This window comes from Kocuria sp. CPCC 205260, assembly GCF_040981045.1.
Classification (GTDB): Bacteria; Actinomycetota; Actinomycetes; order Actinomycetales; family Micrococcaceae; genus Kocuria; species Kocuria palustris.
Genome location: NZ_JAVKPT010000001.1, coordinates 223,454 through 244,218, shown reverse-complemented (window position 1 = coordinate 244,218; position 20,765 = coordinate 223,454). Strand labels below are relative to the sequence as shown.

Sequence of the window (20,765 nt, the reverse complement as noted above, 5' to 3'; positions counted from 1 at the left end):
GCCCGGCCCTGCCGCAGCGCGGCACGACAGCAGCACCCAAGCGACACGCACGATCCCCCTGACCTCTTCAGACTTGCCCCGCAGCGGGGCACAGGAAGGACACGGACAAGCATGGCGAAGGTCTTGCACAAGAACGACATCGACCGCATGGGCGGGGAGGCGGAGAAGTCCGTCGAGCAGATCAGCTCCGAGAACCGGGGGAAGAACCGGGTCTCGCCGATCACGAGCCCGTCGCAGATCCCCAGGGCCCAGCGGATCGTCGTGAAGGTCGGCTCGTCGTCGCTGACCAGCATCCAGAACTCGATCGACGAGGCCGCGATCCAGCGCATCGTCGCCGCGCTGGGCCAGCAGAAGAAGCGCGGCAAGGAGATCGTCTACGTCTCCTCCGGCGCGATCTCGGCCGGTCTGTCGCCGCTGGGCTTCGACAAGCGCCCCAAGGAGCTGGCCGCCCAGCAGGCCGCCGCCTCCGTGGGCCAGGGCCTGCTGATCGGTCGGTACATCGACTCGCTGGCCCGCTACGACGTCCAGGTGGGCCAGGTCCTGGTCACCGCCGAGGACCTCATGAAGCGGCATCACTACCAGAACACGCACCGCCAGATCGAGCGGCTTCTGGACCTGGGCGTGCTGCCGATCATCAACGAGAACGACGCCGTGGCCACCCAGGAGATCAAGTTCGGCGACAACGACCGCATCGCGGCGCTGACCGCGAACCTGGTCAAGGCCGACGTCCTGCTGCTGCTCTCGGACGTGGACGCGCTGTACACCAGGCACCCGGATGAGGGCGGTGAGCGCATCCCGGTCGTCGAGGATCCGCTCAAGGACCTCGAGGGCGTCGAGATCGGCACCGTGGGCCGGGCGGGCGTGGGCTCCGGCGGCATGGTGACCAAGGTCCAGGCCGCCCGCATCGCCGCGGCCGGCGGCGTGCCCGCGCTGGTGACCTCCACCGCGAACATCGAGCGCGCCCTGGCCGGCGAGGACGTCGGCACCTGGTTCCTGCCCACCGGCGGACGACGCAACACCCGCCTGCTGTGGCTGGCGCACCTGGCCGACATCAAGGGCTCGCTCGTGCTCGACGACGGCGCCGTCAAGGCCATCGGCAAGCGCAAGTCGCTGCTGCCGGCCGGCGTGACCGAGGTCCGCGGCCGCTTCGCGGCAGGTGAGCCGGTCTCGCTGGTCAACGCCGAGGGCGAGGAGGTCGCCCACGGGCTGTCCAACTACGACTCCGAGGACATCCCGGACATGCTGGGCCGCACGACCCGGGAGATCGGGGAGGACCTGGGCTCGCGCTTCGAGCGCGAGCTGGTCCACGTGGACAACCTCGTGACCATCCGCCCGCGCTCGGCCAAGACCAAGGTGCGCCGCCGCGCCAGGACCCAGTCCATGCCCAAGGTGAAGGCCAAGGACGGCGCAGGCGCGAAGTCCAAAGCCAAGACCAAGGACAAGGACAAGGCCGAGGGGAAGTCCAAGGCGAAGGCCAAGGACGGCGCCGCCGCGAGGTCCGCCTCCCGCAAGCGCAGCACCTCCGACGCCGCAGACAAGCCCCGCAAGCGCAGGAGCGAGTGATCCGGCGGCCTGGCCCGGCGCGGAACAATGCGCCGGGCAGGTTCGCTGTGCTGAGCAGGAAGACCACCGGAGCAGGATGATTCACGACCCCGCCGCGACGGCGGAGGAGGAGCACACCCTGATGAGCGAGAACACCACGAACGACACCGCCTCGACCGATGCCTCGGTCCGCCTGACCCACGAGACCTTCGGCGAGGACCCCCAGGTGGCCGTCGGGCTCATGGCCGATGACGCCAAAGTGGCAGCCCGCACGCTGGCCACGGCCACCCGCTCGCGCAAGGACGCCGCGCTGCTGCACATCGCGGAGGCCATCGAGAAGTCCTCCGAGCGCATCATCGAGGCCAACAGGCGCGATATCGACCGCGGTCGCGAGAACGGGACCTCCTCGGCCCTGCTGGACCGGCTGGAGCTGGATGAGGACCGCATCAAGGGCCTCGCGGACTCGCTGCGCGAGCTGGCCGCGCTTCCGGATCCCGTCGGCACCATGGTGCGCGGCGAGACCCTGGCCAACGGACTGCGCATGCGCCAGGTGCGCGTGCCCATGGGCGTCGTCGGCGCGATCTACGAGGCGCGCCCGAACGTGACGGTCGATATCGCCGGCATCGCCCTGAAGTCGGGCAACGCCGTCCTACTGCGCGGCGGCTCCGCTGCCGCCGAGTCCAACCGCGTGCTCGTCGGGCTGATCCGCGACGCCCTGGCGGACAAGCGGCTGCCCGTGGACATCGTGCAGACCGTCGACGACTATGGCCGCGACGGAGCCACGGCGCTGATGTCGGCGCGCGGCAAGGTCGACGTGCTCATCCCGCGCGGCGGTCGCGGGCTCATCCAGTCCGTCGTCCAGAACGCCACGGTTCCGGTCATCGAGACCGGCGAGGGCAACGTGCACGTCTTCATCGACGCCTCGGCCTCCGAGAAGATGGCCGTCGAGGTCGCCGTGAACGCCAAGACGCATCGCACCTCCACCTGCAACACCGCCGAGACGCTGCTGCTGCACAAGGACTCCACCGCCGGTGCCGCCGTGCTCGAGGCGCTGATCAAGGCCGGAGTGACGCTGCACGTCGACGAGCGCGCCGCGCAGCTGCTGCCCTCCGGCTCGGATCAGCCGGCGGCCACGGAGGAGGACTGGGAGACCGAGTACCTCGACATGCACATGGCCGTGAAGGTCGTGGACTCCCTGGACGAGGCGCTCGAGCACATCGAGAAGTACACGACCCGCCACACCGAGGCGATCGTGACGAACGATCTGGCCGCTTCCGAGAAGTTCATCGCCTCGATCGACGCCGCAGCCGTGATGGTCAACGCCTCCACGCGCTTCACCGACGGCGGCCAGCTCGGCCTGGGCGCGGAGATCGGGATCTCCACGCAGAAGATGCACGCCCGCGGGCCCATGGGCCTCGAGGAGCTGACCACGACCAAGTGGATCGTGCAGGGCGACGGCCACATCCGTCCCTGAAGCAGGAGACGGCCCGCACCGGCCGGACGTGTGCTGGGCGCGAGCTGAGCCGAAGCCGCGAACGGGGCTCCTGGACCGCTACCATGGTGGGGACCAGGAGCCTCGCGCGCGTGCGGGGAGACAGAAGGGAAGACCATGCAGCAGACCTCAGTGCTGATCCAGGCTGCCGAGGGCGGCCACCACATCGTCAACGAGCTGCCGGTGGACGGGCCGTGGTTCGGCATCGTGGCCTTCATCGTGTTCATGCTGCTGCTGATCACCACCCTGACCTTCGGGCCCCGCAGTCAGTCGCCGGATGACACCGACCACCACGTGGATCCGGCCCAGCTGCCGGCCGACGAGGCCGCCATGCTGGCCAGCTACTCGACCAAGCGCGGGCACTGAGCGCAGCAGGACATCCCGGACACCCCGTGTCGGAGACCTCCGAGCTGAGCATCGTGGCCGAGCGCCAGGCGCAGGTTCCAGCGCGCGCTCGGGCCCCGCAGGGGATCCAGGTGCCGCCGCGGCGCCCCGGGCGCACCAGGCTCGGCGTCATGGGCGGCACGTTCGACCCCATCCACCACGGGCACCTGGTCGCCGCCTCCGAGGTGGCCGCAGTGTTCGATCTGGATGAGGTCGTGTTCGTGCCGACCGGTCAGCCCTGGCAGAAGTCCGGCTCCGAGGTCTCGGACGCCGAGCATCGCTACCTGATGACCGTGGTCGCCACGGCGGCCAATCCGCGCTTCAGCGTCTCGCGGGTGGACATCGATCGCCACGGGCCCACGTACACCGTGGACACCCTGCGGGACCTGCATGAGCTGCGTCCGGATTCGGACCTGTTCTTCATCACCGGCGCGGATGTCCTCAGCGAGATCCTCTCCTGGCACGGGGCGGAGGACATCTGGGACCTGGCGCACTTCGTCGGCGTCACGAGGCCGGGCCATGAGCTCAGCGTCCCCGAGGGCGCCGGCGATGTCGTCCTGCTGGAGGTCCCCGCCATGGCGATCTCGTCCACGGACTGCCGCGCCAGGGTGCGCAGCGGTCAGCCCGTCTGGTATCTGGTGCCGGACGGCGTGGTCCAGTACATCGGCAAGTACGGTCTCTACCGTCCCGGTGACGACCACCGCTGGCCCGCCGATACCCTCGGCACCGCCTGAAGACCCCCTCCCACGCACACATTCATCCCGCCGCCCGCTCATACGGGCGAGCAGATTCGAGGCACCGATGAGCGACGGCCGGTTCGCACAGGACAGCGACGCTGCACCGGATGACGTCACCATCCCGGATCCCACCGACCCTGATCAGCAGGGCCTGAACCCGCCGGCGCCGATCATCGACCTGGACGGCGACATCGCCGTGGGCCCGAGCCGCCCGCTGGGCCCGCGGCGCCTGGCGCTGCTGCGCGAGCAGATGGCCGAGCACCAGCAGGAGATCGAGCGCTCCGGCACGGAGGACCCGGCGCACGTGGATCCCGTGCTGGCGAAGAAGCAGCGGCGCATGGCCGAGCTCGCCTCCCGTGCTGCGATCTCCTCCGAGGAGGACCGCCGGCTCGCCGACGAGGCGATCGCCCAGACGCAGAGCATCCAGCCCATCACGGACGAGTACCTGGCCTCCCTCGACGAGCAGGAGGCCCACGAGACCCAGCCCGGGACGTCCTCTCTCGAGGAGGCGCCCGAAGAGGTCTCGGAGCAGGTCGACCAGTCGGACCGGGCCTCCGATGAGACTCCGAGCGACCCCGCGATCCAGGCGACGCCGTGGAGCGAGCCCGTTCCGGTCGTGCCGGCATCTGAGCCCGCCGAGGAGCCGGCGCGCGATGACGTCGAGGAGTCGTCGGAGACTGCTCAGCCGAGCGACTCCGCCGAGGAGCACGCGTCCTCCCTGGAGTCCTCGGAAAGCGCGGAGGCGAACGCGTCCGAGCAGAGCTCGCCGCAGGACGCAGCAGGGGCTGCCGGTGCCGCTGCGAGCGATGACGAGCAGGCGCCGTCGGAGCCCGTGCGCGCCGTCAATGCCCAGGGCCTGCAGCTGATGGACCCCAAGGACTACCGCACGCCGTCGGATTGGCGCACGCCCGTCCTGACGATCGCGGCGATCCTGGTCCTGGCGCTGCTCGCAGTCCTGATCATCTTCTTCATCCTCTGAATCTGAGACACACCACCATCCATCGCCGCTGGCGATCGAGAGGAAGCACTGCATGAGCATTCCCGAGACCTCCCTGGAGTACCTCCGCACGGCGGCGCGCGCCGCCGATGACAAGAAGGCCGAGAACATCGTGGCCATCGACGTGAGCGAGGCGCTGGCCATCGTCGATTCGTTCCTGATCGCCTCGGCTCCCAATGAGCGCCAGGTGGCCTCGATCGTCGATGCGATCGAGGAGGACCTGCAGGACAAGCATGACCTCAAGCCCCTCCGTCGCGAAGGCCGCGCTGAGGGCCGCTGGGTGCTGCTCGACTTCGGCGACGTCGTCGTGCACGTCCAGCACGACGAGGAGCGGGCGTTCTACGCGCTCGAGCGCCTGTGGGGCGATGCTCCCACGATCGACCTGGGCCTGGCCGAGGCCGCGGCAGAGCCGTCGGCAGGCTGATCCGGCGGGGGACCGGCGGCCGATTTGCACGGCCGCCGAGCGTCCCCTACTATTTAACGCGTTGCCGAACGGGAGACGAACTCCAGCGGGAACGGGCAGGAATTCTCGATGAGGGGTTCAGTCCGAGAACCTGGTAGAGTGTTCGGGTCGGAAACGGCAAGGGGCTGTGGCGCAGCTGGTAGCGCATCTGCATGGCATGCAGAGGGTCAGGGGTTCGAGTCCCCTCAGCTCCACCGAAGGAATACGAAGGGCCGCATCGAAAGATGCGGCCCTTCGTCGTTGTCCTGATGATGTCGCTCTGGACCATCGGGTCAGAGGCAGGAGGGCGCCGAGGGGACGCATCTGAAGACCTTCGGGGCCTGAGGCACGGCCGAAGAGTCCCCCTTGGCGTCGACCTGCGACCGCTCCCGGGCCGGGGTGCAGATGGCGGTCGGCGACGGCCGCCTGGACACGCGCCCGATCCCGCAGGTGCGCGGGGACGTGCTCACGGGACCAGCACCCGATGCGCGGCAGATCCGCCATGGAGATGGCCGCAGCGGAGAAGCCCGGGGATCTCAGGGGGCGGGTCGTTGCGCGGCGGCTGGGACCCGGCCCGACAGGACGGCAAGGGCGATCGTCGGGATCAGGGTCAGGATCACGATGATCGTGCCGACCGTGGCCGGGCCGGACAGTCCCAGCGCGCTGCCCAGGGAGGCTCCTGCGAGCGGTGTGCCGATTGCGGTCCCGCTGTTGAAAGCCGCGACGGCCAGTCCCGAGCCGAGGGTCTGCGCGCGGCCGGCATAGGTGACGGCCGGGTGGATCAGCACGGTGTTGGCGCTGAGCCCGAAGGCCCCAGCAGGATCACTAGGAGCACGGTCATCCAGGTGATGCCCGTCAGCGTGGCCATCGCCATCAGGACGAAGGCCGAGAGCGCCGGGGCGGCGATCACGACCGCATGCGCGTGCTTGTCGCCCAGACGACCGCCGAGCAGCGTTCCCAGGAACGGACAGATGCCGTAGCCGGCGAGCACCGCAGGAACAAGACCGGTTGCGTGCCCGCCCTGATCGGTGAGGATCGGGGCCACATAGGAGTACGCCGCGAGCCCGCCGCCGGACGCCGTGAGGCATGCCGCCAGGACGAGCCACAGCCGCGGCGAGCGCAGATCGGCCTGCCCACCATCGCCCGTCGCCGGGTCCCTGGCCTGCGGCGCGAGGAGGTCGCGGTGCTCGCGGGGGTCAGCACCGAGTGGTACACGAAGCTCGAGAAGGGCCACATCGCAGGGGTCTCGGAGGAGTTCCTGGCCGCCATCGCCGATGCTCTGCGCCTGGACGTGATCGGCGTGAATGCCTGGGCAGGGCCCTGCACGCGGCCATGTTCGACAGCCCCACGGCCAGGGGAGGGCGGGCGAACTTCGCGCGCTACCACTTCCTGGACCCCGGTTCTCGGGAGTTCTTCGTTGACTGGGAGGGTGGTGCCGCCGCGACGGTCGCCCTGCTGCTGGCCGAGGCGGGGCGTGCGCCGTACGACATGGCGCTGCGGGAGCTGATCGGAGAGCTCTCCACGGTCAGCGAGCAGTTCAGAGCGTACTGGGGCTCCCACGACATCCTCATCCGCCATGAGGGGCGGAAGGGGCTCCAGCACCCCGCCGTCGGGGAGCTCGAGCTGACCTGCCAGTCCACGGAGATCCCCCTCGCTCAGCGGGCCTGGCACGACCTGACCTTCTGCACCGCGGAGCCGGGGACGGCGCACGAAGAGCGGCACAGGCTCCTGGCGAGCTGGCACGCCACGGGCGCAGCTCAGGAGCCGGACAGCGGCGCATCGCTGCATCCGGGCAGCTGAGGCGTTCCTCTCAGAGGACGGTCTTGGCTCTAGGCCCCGCCGGAGTACGGTGGTCTGCCATGAGCGAGGAGCCGAAGCAGGCTGACAAGCGGATCGGGACCGTGGAGACCGCAGACGGCGCGCGGCTGCAGTGGGCGTCGTATGGCGAGGGCCCCGGTCTGCTGCTGATCGCGGGTCAGGCCACCACCCACGTCAGCTGGCTGCATGTGCTGCCGCAGCTGGCGCGCAGACGGCGGGTCGTGGTCTTCGACCATCGCGGCGTGGGGCGCAGCACGCTGGGGGAGCCCGGCGGGCTCAGCACACGGGCGCTGGCCCAGGACGCGCTCGCCGTGATGACGGATGCCGGTCTGGAGCGCGCGGATGTCTACGGCCATTCGATGGGCGGGCGCATCGGTCAGTGGCTGGCGATCGATGCGCCCGAGCGCGTGCGTCGGCTGGTCCTGGCCAGCACCACCGGAGGCGACCGTCGGGACGGCCCGCGCGGACCGGGGATCGACGCCGCCCTGGCCTCCGGTGACCGCAGGACCATGACGCCGCTGTTCTTCACCGACGGCTTCGCAGCCCAGCATCCAGATGTCGTCGAGCAGTTCTTCGCCCGCGACGCCGATCTCACCGCACGCCGAAAGCACTTCCAGGCCAGCCGCGGCCACGACGCCTGGGGCGACCTGCCCCGGATTCAGCCGCCCACGCTGGTGCTGCACGGAGCCGACGACCAGGTGACACCTCCTGACAGCGCCCGGCGCCTCGCCGAGCTCATTCCGAGTGCCCAGCTGCGGATCCTGGAGGGACAGCGCCACTGCCCGCACCTGGAGTCGACGGAGGCGCTGGAGGCCGTGGAGGAGCTCCTGGCGGCTGACTGATCTTGCGGGGTCGCCGGTGCGCCGACCGGGGTGCCGCTGTCTCAGGCGCTCTCGCCCGAATACGGCTGCAGCTCACCGAGCACCTCGTTCAGCGCCTCCGTGCTGGAGGGGTGGGTCCAGATGCCGTTCATCAGCTCGTCCGCGGTGACCTGGACCCGGATGGCCAGGGCCACCAGATTGATCAGCTCCTGGGAATCGATGCAGAACAGCGAGGCGCCCAGCACCTGCCGGGTCTGCGCGTCCACAGTGAAGGTGATGACGCCGTCGGTCTCGCCCACGATCTTGGGCCGCGGCATGGCGGCGATCGAGGCCACGTCCTTGGCCGCGTAGAGAACCGAGTGCCCTGCACGCACGGCTTCCACCGGGCCCATGCCCACCTGGGACAGCGGGGGAGTGAGGAACGTCGTGTTCGGCACGGCCACGCGGTCGGCGCGGCTGCGCTGCCCGGAGCCGATGAGCTGATCCCAGACGATGCGGTGGTCGTCCAGGGAGATGTAGGTGAACTGCGGGCCGCCGTTGACGTCGCCCACCGCGTACACGCCCTCCGCGCTCGTGCGCAGCTGATCATCGACCGCCAAGAAGCCCCGGTCGTCGGTCTCGATGCCGGCTGCCTCCAGGTTCAGGTCGGCGGTGGCCGGGGTGCGGCCTGCAGCCACCAGCACGGCATCGGCCTTGACCTGGCCGTCGGCCAGCTCCAGCACGAGGGCCTCGCCGTCCTGCCGGATCTGCTGCACCCGGGCGCTCTGCCGCACGACGACGCCGGCCTCCGTGAGCACCTGGTGCACCGACTCCGCCACGACAGGCTCGGCGCGGCGCAGGAAATGCTCGCCGGAATCCACCACGGTGACCTGGGAGCCGAAGCGCTGGAACATCTGGGCGAACTCCAGTCCGATGAACCCGCCGCCGATGATCGCCAGGCGCTGCGGCAGGGGATCCGCGTGCTGGATGGACGTCGAGTCGTAGACCCGAGGCAGATCGATGCCGGGGATGTCCGGGCGCGCGGGCACGGCACCGGTGCCCAGCACGACCGTCTGCGCGGTGATGATCAGCTCGCCGTCGGCCGTGTCCACCGCGACCTTCCGCGGGCCGATGAACCGAGCGGTTCCGTCCACCAGCTCTGCCTGGCCCTCGAGCATCCTGTGGTTGGCCGCATTGAGCTTGCCGATCAGCGAGTCGCGCCCGGTCACAGCCTGCGTGAAGTACTCCTGCGGGTCATCCTGCGGGCGGCGCCGCTGCGCCGAGACGATCAGATCCTTGGTGGGAACGCAGGCGATGTTGATGCAGGTGCCGCCGTACATCTGAGGGCTCTTCTCCACCATGGCCACGGACCTGCCGGTCGCGGCCCAGCGCTTGGCGAGCGTCTTGCCCGCCTTGCCCCAGCCGATCACCAGCAGTTCGACGGACAGCTCTGCGCTCATGGACGTGCTCCTTCTGGGGGAATGGGGGTCAGTCGGCCTGGATCTCGCGGATGACCCTGGCGGGGTTGCCGACGGCGATCACGTTCGCGGGCAGATCCCTGGTGACCACGGATCCTGCGCCCACCACGGTGTTCTCGCCGATGCTCACGCCGGGGCACACGATCACGCCGCCGCCGAGCCAGACGTTGTCGCCCAGCGTGATCGGCTCGGCATCCTCGAGCTTGTCCCGTCGAGGGCCGGGCTCCACGGGGTGGGTGGGCGTCAGCAGCTGGACGTTGGGTCCGAGCTGGCAGTCCTCACCGATGGTGATCGGCGCGACGTCCAGGGCAGTGAGGTTGAAGTTCACGAAGGACCGGGCGCCGATGCTGATGCGGCTGCCGTAGTCCACACAGAGCGGCGGGCGCACGTCCGCGTCCTCACCGAGGTGCCCGAGCAGCTCCTCGAGCAGCTCGCGGGAGCCGGGATCGACGTCGACGACGGCGCGGTGGAAGGCATCGGAGAGGCGCGTGGCGCGGCGGGAGGCTTCAGCGAACTCGGGGCCATCGGCGATGTAGGGGTCGCCGTCGAGCATGCGCTGCCAGTGGCTGCGGTCGTCACCTGCGAAGTGATCGTTCGTCATGCTCCGAACGCTACGCGGGGCCGCCGACGTGCCGCGGAGGATCGCTGGGCAGGCGCGCCTGCCTGCCCCCTGAAAATGTGATGTAATTCATATCATCTGCTTCGGGGTGCCGATCTTCGGTGCGATCCGAGGCCTCGCTTCATCGCCGAGGAGCACAGCAGCCATGGGACAGCGCGTCCGCAGGACCGCCGCAGGGATCGCAACGGGACTGGCCGCCGTGCTGCTGCTCAGCGCCTGCGGCTCGGGTGAGGACGCCGAGAAGGACTCGACGTCCTCCGCCTCCGCATCTGCCTCGCCGAGCGCTGAGCCGACCGAGACCGAGACGCCCACCGAGACCGCCACGGAGGCATCCTCCGCGCCGACCGATCAGCCTGCCGCCGAGGCGCAGGCGGAGACTCCGGCTGAAGCTCAGGATCCTTCCGCCGGGCCGACTCCGGACGAGACCCCTGTCCCGGCGGACGTCGGTCAGGACCCCTTCGCCGAGGAGTCGGGCGTCGGTCCGGCCCCGGGGGAGGTCCCGGTGCCGGCGGAGGTCGGTCAGAATCCGTTCGGCGAGGACGCCTCCGCAGGCGGCCCCGGGTCTGTGCCGCAGGGCACGGCGACGGCGGCGGCGCAGAACTATCTGGACTTGACGAACTTCTCTCGCAGCGGCCTGATCGAGCAGCTCGAGTACGAGGGCTACTCGAACTCTGAGGCCACGGCGGCGGTGGACGGGTTGAACGTGGATTACGCCCAGCAGGCCGCTGGAAGTGCACAGAGCTACATCGACATGACCGGCTTCAGCCGCTCCGGGCTGGTCGATCAGCTCGTCTATGAGGGATACACCCCTGACCAGGCCGAATCCGGGGTGAGCAGCCTGAGCGTGGACTACTCGGAACAGGCGGGCCGGTCGGCACAGAGCTATCTGGATCTGATGCCGATGTCGCGCGCGGAGCTCGTGGATCAGCTGATCTACGAGGGGTACACGCCTGAGGAGGCCGCCGCAGGAGCGGACAGCGCCGGTCTGTGAAGCGCAGATCGGCGACGGGCCGGCAGGTGGCCTGACGGTCCCAGGCCTGTGGGGCCGAGATCGACGGCTGCCGACGACGACTGCGCGAACTGGTCACTCGCAGTCGTCGTGCACCTTCCGGGCCTCCAGCACGGCGGGCAGATCCGCCTCGATCGTGGTGATGAGCGCAATGAGAGGCTCGGCCACGGCCGCGCCGAGCTCCGTCAGGGCGTAGTCCACGTGCGGCGGGATGGCGCTGTGCACGGTTCGCACCACCAGGCCGTCGTGCTCGAGCTCGCTGAGAGTCTGGGAGAGCATGCGGTCGCTGATCCCCTCGATGGCCCGGCGCAGCTCGCCGAAGCGTGCAGGGCCCACGCTGCGGGAGAGCGCGACCATGGTCAGGGCGCCCCATCGGCCCGTGACGTGATGCAGCACGGAGCGCGACGCGCAGGCCTTCGCCATGACATCAGCACCGAGCTCTGCCGTGGGCTGCTCGGCCTGCCCGTGCACGATCTGGGGTGTCGTCTCCTGCGAAGTCATGTCGTCCACTGTAGCGAGAGCACTTTCGAATATGTCGGCACGTGAAGATACGCAGTGCTCACGAAAAGTAAGTGCTACGGTGTGCAGGAACACCGAACCGAAGGAGAGCATCATGAGCATCGCCGTCACCGGAGCCACCGGACAGCTGGGCCATCAGGTCATCGAATCCCTCATCGAGCGCCAGGTCGCGCCGGGGGAGATCGTCGCCGTCGTGCGCAATGCCGACAAGGCGCAGGACCTCGCCGACCGCGGTGTCCGGCTCGCGGTCGCCGCCTACGAGGACGCCGACGCCCTGAAGGCCGCTCTGGAGGGCGTGCAGCGCCTGGTGATGGTCTCCGGCAGCGAGGTCGGCAAGCGCGTGGCGCAGCACTCCAACGTCATCCAGGCTGCTCAGGAGGCCGGTGTGCAGCTGATCGCCTACACGTCGCTGCTGGGTGTCGAGACCTCGACCCTGAACCTGGCCCCCGAGCATCGGGAGACCGAGCAGCTGCTGGCCGAGTCCGGCATCGGCCACGTGCTGCTGCGCAACGGCTGGTACTGGGAGAACTACGCCTCGGCGATCGCCCCGGCCCGTGAGTACGGGAAGATGTTCGGGGCTGCCGGAACGGCCCGTGTGAACGGGGCCGCGCGCAGGGACTACGCCGAGGCCACCGCGGCCGTGATCACGATGGAGGCCCAGGAGGGCCGAGTCTACGAGCTGGCCGGCCAGCCTGCGCTGAGCTACCCCGAGATCGCTGCGCGCATCGGCGGGCTGCTCGAGCGCGAGGTCGACTACATCGATCAGACCGTCGAGGAGTACGCGCAGGTGCTGCAGCAGGCCGGGTTGCCGGAGCAGGTCGCCGGGTTCGTCGCCGAGATGGACCGCGGGATCGCCGACGGCGCCCTGGAGTCGGACAGCAGGGATCTGCAGACCCTGCTCGGGCGCCCGGCCACCACGATCGCGCAGGCGCTCGCGGACTCCGTCTGAGCTGAACAGGTCCGCCCGGGGCCGGGAGCACCGAGGGGGGTGCGACGCCGCGATGGCGTCGCACCCCCCTCGTCGTCGCCTTGATCGCTGCCAGAACGGGGCGATCCCGGCTCAGAGCGCGGCTTCGACCTGATCGGCGAAGGTCTGGGCGGACTTGGTGTTCTTCTTCTTGTCCATCAGTGCCTTGGGGGAGCCCGGGCTGTTGTCGTAGTCGACGGTCATCCGCGTTCCGCCGCCGGCCTCCTCCAGGGTGATCGCCAGATGGGTGCCCCAGCTCAGGGCCGTTCACTTGGTCGTGATGTCATAGCGCAGCCGATCGCTGCTGACGGCGTCGATGTGGTGGCCCTCCGATCGGGCCGTGGACTCGATCGCGTCGCGGACGCGGTCCAGAGGCGCGGGGAGGTCCTTGCTGAGGGTGCCGTTGGAGGCGAAGAGAGCCATCGGGGGATCCTGTCGTCGGGGGTGGTTGCGTAAGCATAGATCTCCCTGCGACAGGGTGGGCTGCCTCACTCGGGTGTGACGCGGTGCGGATCCTCTGTGACCGGTGCCTCAGGCGGCCGCGGGCTCGGGGTGGGCGCGCGGGCGCCCCCGGCCCAGGGTGACCCCCATGCTGGCCAGGACCACCAGGCTCACCGCCGCGATGCTCAGCACTCCAGCCCCCTGGCCGAGCAGGACCCAGCCGACCACCGCCGCGATCGCGGGCTCCAGGCTCAGCAGCACGGAGAAGACGTCGCTGGGCAGGCGGCGCAGCGCAGCGATCTCCAGCGAGTACGGGAGCACCGAGGACAGCAGCGCGGCCGCCAGGGCGAAGAGCAGCAGCCCGGGCTCCTCGACAACCCGCACCGCTCCCGAGGCGCCGATCGGCACCACGACGACTGCGGCGATGATCATGGCCGCACTGAGCCCGCCGAGTCCGGGGACCTGCTTGCCCGTCTCCGCGCTGGCCAGGATGTAGAGGGCCCAGAACGCCCCGGCGAGCAGGCCGAACACGACGCCCAGCGGATCCAGGGAAGCCGCGGTGACAGCGGACTCGACGCCCAGCAGGGCCATGCCGATGAAGGCCAGCGCGACCCAGAGCAGATCGCGGGAGCGTCGGGACAGGCACGCCGCCAGCACGAGGGGGCCCAGGAACTCGATGGCCACTGCCGTCCCCAGCGGGATCCGCTGGATGGCGGCGTAGATGAAGCCGTTCATCCCGGCCAGGGCGAGTCCCAGGGCGATCACGCAGCGCCACTGCAGCCGGTCCCACGCCCGGATCCTCGGGCGGGCGGCCAGCAGCATGAGACCGGCGGCCAGCAGCAGCCGCAGCGCGCTGGCGCCCCACGAGCCGAGGTCGTCGAAGAGCTGGGCGGCGGCTGCCGCGCCGACCTGGATCGACAGACAGGCGGAGAGGACCATCGCGGCCCCGGGGCCGGTGGAGCGGGCAGTCGACGGCGCGCTCACGAGGACGGGCTCATCGGGGTGGTGGCGATCATGGGCTCAGCATGTCGGAGCCGCGGCTGTCGGGGCCAGTCGGGCTGTCTCGTCGTCTCCCGCCGGTAGGCTGAGCCGCTGTGCAGACCTTCCTCCCGCTGCCGAGCCCAGCAGACTCCGCCCGCGCTCTGGACCGCCGTCGCCTGGGCAAGCAGCGCGTCGAGACGCTGCAGATCCTGCGTGCGCTGTGCCTGCCGGACTACGGCTGGGGCACGCACCCGGCCGTGCTGATGTGGTCCGGACATGTGCCCGGGCTGGTGTCCTACGGGCTGGCCATGGTCGATGAGTGGGAGGCCCGCGGCGGGCGGGATTCCACGCGCTGGAAGATCGCCGAGTTCGCTCCGGAGGCGGCCCGCAGCCCGGCGGCCCTGCCGCCGTGGGTGGGCGACCCGGAGTTCCACGCGGCGCACCGCTCGTCGCTGATCGCCAAGGACGAGCAGCACTATCGCCCGCTGTGGCCCGAGACCCCCATGGGCCTGGAGGCCGTCTGGCCGAGTCCGCCCAGTCCGCACGAGAAGCCGTTCGAACCCGGCCCGGGCCGGCGCGCCTGGGTCGTGACCGGTCCCGTGCTGGAGCACGATGCCCTGCTGCTGCCCGCCGAGCCCGCGCCCGGGGACACCGCAGCCCAGCGCCGACGCCGCCCGGGGCAGCTGGAGCGCCTGCGCACCGAGGCCCAGCCCGGTGAGGAGGTGCTCATCCCGCTGGCCTCGGCCTCCGCCGAGGGACCCGCGTTCGGGGCCGAACGAGATGAAGCGCAGGAGGGCTTCGACGAGCCGGTGCTGCGGGGTCGACTCGGCGCCGGGGAGCACGGCGACGACGGCATCCGCCGCGAGGTCGAGTGGCTGGAGATCCTCTCCCGCGATGCTCTGGAGGATCCGTGGCAGCTGCAGCGCCCCCGCACCGTCTTCCCGATCCGTCGCTGAGAGCGGATTCCGCCATGGGCTGAGCGCTGAGGTGGACGCACCGGGGCCGGCAGGCGGACAGTGGTGTCCATGAGCATTCCCACTGTGAACGATCTTGCCGCTTCCGCCCGCAGCACCCGTTGGGTGCTGGCCTCTCGACCCAGCGGCTGGCCCACCGAGGACGACGTCCGCCAGGAGACCGTGGAGCTGCCGGAGCTGTCCGACGGCGAGATCCGCGTGGTCAACGAGGCCATCTCCGTGGATCCTTACATGCGAGGGCGCATGAACGACGGCCCCTCCTACGTCCCGCCCTTCGAGCTCGGCGAGCCGATGGACGGCGCGGCGGTGGGAGTCGTCGTCGCCTCCCGCTCGGAGGATGTCCCCGAGGGCACCCGCGTGCTGCACGGACAGGGCTGGCGCGACGTCGCCCAGCTGTCGGCGGCGAAGACCCAGAAGCTGCCCGACCTGCGCGACACCGAGGGCCCGCTGGCCGCCTCGAAGTTCCTGGGGATCGCCGGGATGCCGGGCTTCACGGCGTGGCTGGGTCTGACGCGGATCGCGGCCATGCAGGAGGGCGACACGGTGTTCGTCTCGGGTGCCGCCGGCACCGTCGGCTCGGCCGTGGGGCAGATCGCCCGGCTCAAGGGCGCCGCCCGCGTCATCGGCTCGGCGGGCGGTCCTGAGAAGAACCGCATCGTGACCGAGCGCTACGGCTTCGACGCCTGCCTGGACTACAAGCGCGGCGACGTCATGGGCCAGCTCGGGGAGGCCGCTCCGAACGGCATCGACGTCTACTTCGACAACGTCGGCGGCGATCACCTGGAGGCTGCGATCCAGCACTTCAACGACGACGGCCGCGCAGCACTGTGCGGTGCGATCAGCCAGTACAACGACGACCAGCCCGCCCCGGGTCCGCGCAACATGGGGATGCTGGTCACCAAGCGGCTGATGCTGCAGGGGTTCATCCAGGGCTTCTACACCGAGGCCATGGGCGACTTCCTGGCCGAGATGGGTCCCTGGCTCGAGGCAGGGGAGATCGTGGCCGATGAGACTGTCGAGGACGGGATCGACCAGGCCTTCGACGCCTTCCTGGGCATGATGCAGGGCCGCAACGTCGGCAAGATGGTGGTGCGCACCGCCGTCGCCGACTGAACGCCCGCCTGTCCGACGAGGCTCAGCCCTCCTTGTCCTTGCGCTTCTTCTTCAGGGAGGGCTTCTTCTCCGCCTTGGCCTCCACCTCGGCGGAGTGGTCCGGGACGGCGCGCTGCAGCTCGCGCGGCGGGCGCTGATAGCCCGAGGAGGGCGGGCGCTTGGGCAGCTCCAGCTCCGGGCGCTCGATGTGCTCCCACTGGATGGTGTGCAGCAGGTCGGCGATCATGTTGATCCGCGCCCGCCGCTTGTCCTCGGCCTCCACGATGTTCCATCGCGAATAGGGGAGATCGGTGTGCACGAGCATCTCGTCGCGGGCCCGTGAGTAGTCCTCCCAGCGGGTCAGCGACTCGAGGTCCATGGGCGAGAGCTTCCAGTGGCGCATGGGATCGGAGAGCCGGGACTGGAAGCGCTTCTCCTGCTCCTTGCCGGAGACCGAGAACCAGTACTTGCGCAGGATGATCCCGTCTTCGATCAGCATCTGCTCGAAAATCGGGCACTGGCGCAGGAAGCGCTGATGCTCCTCCGGGGTGCAGAAGCCCATGACCCGCTCGACCCCGGCGCGGTTGTACCAGGAGCGGTCGAAGATCACGATCTCGCCCGCGGCCGGCAGATGCTCGATGTAGCGCTGGAAGTACCACTGCGTCTTCTGCCGCTCGGTGGGCGCCGGCAGCGCCACGATGCGGGCGGTGCGGGGATTGAGGTACTCGGTCAGGCGCTTGATCGCCCCGCCCTTGCCCGCCGCATCACGGCCCTCGAAGACGATCACGACGCGATTGCCGGTCGACTTCACCCACTGCTGCATCTCCACGAGCTCGGCCTGCAGTCGCAGCAGCTCCGCCTCGTACAGGGACTTGTCCATGCGCTTCGTCTTGGTCATGCCACGACGATAGCCAGCTGTGAAACAGATCACTCAGCCGGGACGGGCAACTTGCCGTCACGCGAAGGGGCGCCCGGCCCATATGGACCGGGCGCCCCTTCAGCGCTGCGCAGGATCACTCCGGGGAGACCTCCACGGGCGGACCCATGGCCAGCAGGGTCAGGTAGAGAGCCGCCACCACGACGACGACTACGACCGTCGAGACCACCGGATGCCGCAGCAGGGCGGCCAGCAGCTTCTCGAGCGGTCCGCGCGCGGGCTCGTCGCCGTCGTTCCCGCCGCGCAGGCGCCAGCGGTGGGGGAGCAGACCGCGGCGCAGGGCACGGCGCTCCACCGGGATCGTGGCGTAGGGGATCACGGCGCTGAGCAGGGCGAGCAGCCCGTCGGTCAAGGACCAGCGGGCGTCGATCCATACGATCACGACGACCGCGCAGTAGCTCAGGAACACGAAGCCGTGGATGCCGCCGCCCACGGACACCGGCCAGTCGCCCAGATGCAGCGCGTACTTGCCGATCATCCCCAGGATCAGCAGCGTCCAGGTCACCGCCTCGGCAAGCGCCAGGACGCGGAAGAGCCGGTGCGGCGTGACGGGGTCCGCGTGCGGCGCAGGCGCGGCGGGGTCCGTCGTGGGGCCGGTGCTCGGACCGGTGGTGCGGGGGTTCGGATCGCTCGACATGCCCCCATTGCACCGCATCAGGCTGGACGCGTCCTCCAGGCGCCGCCGGGGAGCGGGCGCCGCATCGCAGCCGCTCGGTCAGCGACCGCGGCACGACGACGGCTGGGCCGGCGTCGTGCGTGGTGGGTCTGGAGGGCTGTGCCAGACTGAGCGCCATGTCGCAGACCCGTCCGGAACAGGACCAGCAGCCCGTCGACCTGGCCACCGATCTGCTCCAGACCATGGATCAGGTCACGCAGGATGCCCTGAACTTCGGGTACCGGATCGAGCAGGGCTTCACCCAGTTCCGGCAGCGCAATGCGGAGCGGCGCGGGGATCGACCCGTCATGGTCGCCTTCGACTGCTACGGAACCACCGACCACGTGCGCATCCTGGGCCGGGCTCTCTACAAGACGCACGGGCGGGAGGACCCCACCGCCGAGGACGAAACCTCGATCCGCGGCTGGCGCTCCTTCACCTCGATCCCCATCGGCTTCGCCCACGTGGATGTCGAGATCGAGGGCGTGCAGTTCCGGCTGGTGGCGGACAAGGGCGGGGTGATCGATGCCGACGTGGAGATCAGCCTGGAGCCCGGCGTGCACACCGCGCGGCTGCGCACCGCCGGCTCGGCCTGGGCCACCTCCCGGATCTGGGTGGTCGACGACTCCCAGCGCATCGGCGTGGTCTCCGATATCGACGACACCGTCATGGTCACCGCCCTGCCGCGGCCCATGCTGGCGGCCTGGAACTCTTTCGTGCTCAACGAGCACGCCCGCGACGCCACCCCCGGCATGCCGGTGCTGCTGGAGCGCCTGCGCCGCCGCCACCGCGGCCTGCCCTTCATCTACCTCTCGACCGGGGCCTGGAACGTGGCGCCCACGCTGCGCCGCTTCCTGAGCCGCAACGCCTACCCGCCCGGAACGCTGCTGCTCACCGACTGGGGACCCACCACGGATCGCTGGTTCCGCTCGGGGCCCCGGCACAAGGTCGAGAACCTCGAGCAGCTGGCCCGCGAGTTCCCGCATATGAAGTGGATCCTGATCGGCGACGACGGCCAGCACGACCCGGAGATCTACGGGGGCTTCGCGCAGCGCTACCCGCAGAACGTGGCCGCCGTCGTGATCCGCACGCTCTCACCCACCGAGGCCGTGCTGGCCTCCGGTCGCCTGCTCACCGCCGACGGCCCCGAGCTGCCGGAGGGGATCCCGCTGATCCGCGCGAACGACGGTGCCTCGATCTCGGAGCAGCTCGAGGAGCACGGGCTGCTCTGAGGCAGGAGGCTGTGCTGTCGGGGAGGGCCTCTACCGTGGACCTATGACCGAGCAAGGCACCCAGTCCGAGTCCCTGCCCACGGCCCCGTCGTTCCGGCGGCCCGAGCCGCAGCTCAGCGCGGTCGAGGATCTGCCCGCAGACAGCGCCCGGCAGATCGATCGCCTCGTGGAGCGCACTCAGGCGGCATTCAGCGCCCCGGCGACGCTCGAGCTGCGGCTGGAGCGCCTGGACCGGCTCGAGCGCGTGCTGACCCGGCACCGTGAGGCGCTGCAGGCGGCGCTGGCCCAGGACCTGGGCAAGTCTCAGACCGAGTCCGAGCTCACCGAGATCGGCGTGACGCTCACCGAGCTGCGCCACGTCCGTCGCAGCCTGGCCTCCTGGATGGCGCCGCGGTCCGTGGGATCGGCTGCGGTGCTGAGTCCCTCCAGCGGCTGGGTCCAGGCGCAGCCCCTGGGCACCGTGCTGATCATCGCTCCGTGGAACTACCCGGTGCAGCTGCTGCTCTCCCCGCTGGTGGGCGCGCTCGCGGCCGGCAACACCGCGGTGGTCAAGCCCTCCGAGCACACCCCGCACGTGTCCCAGGCGCTGAGCCGGGCCCTGGAGCAGGAGCTGCCCGACTGCGTGGGCGTGGTCCAGGGCGGTGTCCCGGAGACCACGCGGCTGCTGCAGCACCGCTTCGACCACCTCTTCTTCACGGGCAACTCCGCTGTGGGGCGCGTGGTCATGCGGGCCGCAGCCGAGCACCTCACGCCCGTGACGCTGGAGCTCGGCGGCAAGTCGCCGGTGTGGATCGACGACACCGTCGATCTCGCCGCAGCCGCCCGGCGCCTGGCCTGGGCCAAGCTGGTCAATGCCGGGCAGACCTGCGTGGCACCGGACTACGTCATGGGCCCGGCCAGCGTGCTGGAGCAGCTCGTGCCGCTGCTCACGGAGGCCATCCGCGAGTTCTACGGCGAGGATCCGCAGTCCAGCCCCTCCTACGGGCGGATCGTGAGCTCACGGCACCTGCAGCGCCTGACGCAGCTGCTCGAGCGGGTTTCGGCAGCGGACGTCCTGGCCGGCGGGCGCCACGACCTCGAGGACCGGTACCTGGAGCCCACGATCGTGCGCAGCGCACCGGATGGTCCGCTCATGGAGCAGGAGATCTTCGGGCCCGTCCTGCCGCTCGTGGCGGTGGAGGACCACGGCCAGGCGATCGACGTCGTCCAGGCCGGGGAGAAGCCCCTGGCGCTCTACGTCATGAGCCGGGACGAGCAGGTGCGCGCCGGCTTCAGCGAGCGGACCTCCTCCGGCGGCATGACGTTCGAGGCCCCCATGGTCCATCTCATCCACCCGCTGCTGCCCTTCGGCGGTGTGGGCGATTCCGGCATGGGCGCCTATCATGGGCGCGCCAGCTTCGACACGTTCAGCCATCACCGCTCGGTGCTGGCCAAGCCCCTGAGCCCGGAGACCCTCAGCGTCACCTTCCCGCCGTACAGCGGCGCGCGGGCCTGGGCAGCGCGACAGCTCATGTCCGCGCCCACGCCGTCCGAGCTGGTGCATCGTCTGCGCCGCCGTCGGGGCGGGCGCACGCGGGACTGAGCCTTCCGCCGTCCACGACGGCCCCCGCAGGAGCACGGCCTCCGAGGCCGGGATGGCTTCGGGGGCC

22 protein-coding genes, 1 tRNA gene and 1 pseudogene are annotated in these 20,765 nt (G+C 70.2%); 16 read left to right on the top strand and 8 right to left on the bottom strand.

The annotated features are described in order from the left end of the window. Positions 1-111 precede the first annotated feature (111 nt). The 7 genes from proB (at position 112) to RF645_RS00995 (ending at position 5,809) form a co-directional block, all read left to right on the top strand. Positions 112-1,563 carry a glutamate 5-kinase gene (gene proB / locus RF645_RS01025; RefSeq protein ID WP_006214641.1) on the top strand — a complete coding sequence of 484 codons (1,452 nt, stop codon included), beginning with the start codon at positions 112-114 and terminating at the stop codon, positions 1,561-1,563. A 220-nt stretch (positions 1,564-1,783) separates the two neighbouring features. Continuing rightward, positions 1,784-3,016, top strand: coding sequence for a glutamate-5-semialdehyde dehydrogenase (locus tag RF645_RS01020; RefSeq protein WP_368818667.1), 1,233 nt, complete (start codon positions 1,784-1,786; stop codon positions 3,014-3,016). Positions 3,017-3,151: 135 nt separating this feature from the next. After that, positions 3,152-3,400 (top strand): hypothetical protein, encoded by a 249-nt coding sequence (locus RF645_RS01015; protein ID WP_006214643.1) that lies wholly within the window; start codon positions 3,152-3,154, stop codon positions 3,398-3,400. A gap of 104 nt (positions 3,401-3,504) precedes the next feature. Beyond that, a complete protein-coding gene (nadD, locus tag RF645_RS01010) occupies positions 3,505-4,152 on the top strand; it encodes a nicotinate-nucleotide adenylyltransferase (RefSeq protein ID WP_040560817.1) in 648 nt (215 codons plus the stop codon). Between the two features lie 67 nt (positions 4,153-4,219). Further along, a complete protein-coding gene (locus RF645_RS01005; protein WP_368818415.1) occupies positions 4,220-5,134 on the top strand; it encodes a hypothetical protein in 915 nt (304 codons plus the stop codon). Between the two features lie 52 nt (positions 5,135-5,186). Continuing rightward, entirely contained in the window at positions 5,187-5,576 is a 390-nt protein-coding gene (gene rsfS, locus RF645_RS01000; RefSeq protein WP_368818414.1) for a ribosome silencing factor, read from the top strand. A 160-nt stretch (positions 5,577-5,736) separates the two neighbouring features. Continuing rightward, a tRNA-Ala gene (locus RF645_RS00995) sits at positions 5,737-5,809 on the top strand. A gap of 321 nt (positions 5,810-6,130) precedes the next feature. On the opposite strand, the gene RF645_RS00990 is transcribed toward RF645_RS00995, so the two are convergent. Next, a complete protein-coding gene (locus RF645_RS00990; protein WP_368818413.1) occupies positions 6,131-6,382 on the bottom strand; it encodes a hypothetical protein in 252 nt (83 codons plus the stop codon). Positions 6,383-6,510: 128 nt separating this feature from the next. Between RF645_RS00990 and RF645_RS00985 the strand changes: the two are divergent. From RF645_RS00985 to RF645_RS00975, 3 genes and pseudogenes are all read left to right on the top strand, one after another. Beyond that, positions 6,511-6,828, top strand: a pseudogene (locus RF645_RS00985) (hypothetical protein); the annotation flags it as partial. A 98-nt stretch (positions 6,829-6,926) separates the two neighbouring features. Continuing rightward, complete coding sequence (locus RF645_RS00980) at positions 6,927-7,394, top strand: hypothetical protein (protein ID WP_368818412.1); 468 nt, start codon at positions 6,927-6,929, stop codon at positions 7,392-7,394. A gap of 59 nt (positions 7,395-7,453) precedes the next feature. Next, a complete protein-coding gene (locus RF645_RS00975; RefSeq protein ID WP_368818411.1) occupies positions 7,454-8,254 on the top strand; it encodes an alpha/beta fold hydrolase in 801 nt (266 codons plus the stop codon). Between the two features lie 41 nt (positions 8,255-8,295). Here RF645_RS00975 and RF645_RS00970 read toward each other — a convergent pair whose 3' ends face one another. Both RF645_RS00970 and RF645_RS00965 read right to left on the bottom strand, forming a co-directional pair. Further along, complete coding sequence (locus tag RF645_RS00970; RefSeq protein ID WP_368818410.1) at positions 8,296-9,672, bottom strand: FAD-dependent oxidoreductase; 1,377 nt, start codon at positions 9,670-9,672, stop codon at positions 8,296-8,298. Positions 9,673-9,700: 28 nt separating this feature from the next. Next, positions 9,701-10,291, bottom strand: a complete 591-nt coding sequence (locus tag RF645_RS00965) for a sugar O-acetyltransferase (protein ID WP_368818409.1) — start codon at positions 10,289-10,291, stop codon at positions 9,701-9,703. 163 nt (positions 10,292-10,454) lie between these two features. Here RF645_RS00965 and RF645_RS00960 point away from each other — a divergent pair, with 163 nt between their 5' ends. Then, positions 10,455-11,300 carry an Ltp family lipoprotein gene (locus tag RF645_RS00960; RefSeq protein WP_368818408.1) on the top strand — a complete coding sequence of 282 codons (846 nt, stop codon included), beginning with the start codon at positions 10,455-10,457 and terminating at the stop codon, positions 11,298-11,300. A 93-nt stretch (positions 11,301-11,393) separates the two neighbouring features. Here RF645_RS00960 and RF645_RS00955 read toward each other — a convergent pair whose 3' ends face one another. Further along, the gene (locus tag RF645_RS00955) at positions 11,394-11,819 is read right to left on the bottom strand and encodes a winged helix-turn-helix transcriptional regulator (RefSeq protein WP_368818407.1); all 426 of its coding nucleotides are present in this window, start codon (positions 11,817-11,819) and stop codon (positions 11,394-11,396) included. Positions 11,820-11,931: 112 nt separating this feature from the next. Here RF645_RS00955 and RF645_RS00950 point away from each other — a divergent pair, with 112 nt between their 5' ends. Further along, positions 11,932-12,786, top strand: coding sequence for an SDR family oxidoreductase (locus RF645_RS00950; RefSeq protein ID WP_368818406.1), 855 nt, complete (start codon positions 11,932-11,934; stop codon positions 12,784-12,786). A gap of 285 nt (positions 12,787-13,071) precedes the next feature. Here RF645_RS00950 and RF645_RS00945 read toward each other — a convergent pair whose 3' ends face one another. Beyond that, entirely contained in the window at positions 13,072-13,227 is a 156-nt protein-coding gene (locus RF645_RS00945; protein WP_368818405.1) for a hypothetical protein, read from the bottom strand. Between the two features lie 108 nt (positions 13,228-13,335). Further along, complete coding sequence (locus RF645_RS00940; RefSeq protein WP_368818404.1) at positions 13,336-14,229, bottom strand: DMT family transporter; 894 nt, start codon at positions 14,227-14,229, stop codon at positions 13,336-13,338. Between the two features lie 110 nt (positions 14,230-14,339). Here RF645_RS00940 and RF645_RS00935 point away from each other — a divergent pair, with 110 nt between their 5' ends. Together RF645_RS00935 and RF645_RS00930 are read left to right on the top strand one after the other, a co-directional pair. Next, positions 14,340-15,182, top strand: coding sequence for an MSMEG_6728 family protein (locus RF645_RS00935; protein WP_368818403.1), 843 nt, complete (start codon positions 14,340-14,342; stop codon positions 15,180-15,182). 69 nt (positions 15,183-15,251) lie between these two features. Next, positions 15,252-16,313, top strand: coding sequence for an NADP-dependent oxidoreductase (locus tag RF645_RS00930; protein ID WP_061711275.1), 1,062 nt, complete (start codon positions 15,252-15,254; stop codon positions 16,311-16,313). A gap of 22 nt (positions 16,314-16,335) precedes the next feature. On the opposite strand, the gene ppk2 is transcribed toward RF645_RS00930, so the two are convergent. Next, positions 16,336-17,190 carry a polyphosphate kinase 2 gene (gene ppk2 / locus RF645_RS00925; protein ID WP_006213342.1) on the bottom strand — a complete coding sequence of 285 codons (855 nt, stop codon included), beginning with the start codon at positions 17,188-17,190 and terminating at the stop codon, positions 16,336-16,338. A gap of 115 nt (positions 17,191-17,305) precedes the next feature. After that, positions 17,306-17,866: a DUF3817 domain-containing protein gene (locus RF645_RS00920; RefSeq protein ID WP_368818402.1), complete on the bottom strand. Its 561-nt coding sequence runs from the start codon at positions 17,864-17,866 to the stop codon at positions 17,306-17,308. A gap of 155 nt (positions 17,867-18,021) precedes the next feature. Here RF645_RS00920 and RF645_RS00915 point away from each other — a divergent pair, with 155 nt between their 5' ends. Continuing rightward, a complete protein-coding gene (locus RF645_RS00915) occupies positions 18,022-19,116 on the top strand; it encodes an App1 family protein (protein ID WP_259903086.1) in 1,095 nt (364 codons plus the stop codon). Between the two features lie 43 nt (positions 19,117-19,159). Then, on the top strand, positions 19,160-20,698 hold the full coding sequence (locus RF645_RS00910) for an aldehyde dehydrogenase family protein (protein ID WP_368818401.1): 1,539 nt from the start codon (positions 19,160-19,162) through the stop codon (positions 20,696-20,698). Positions 20,699-20,765 lie beyond the last annotated feature (67 nt).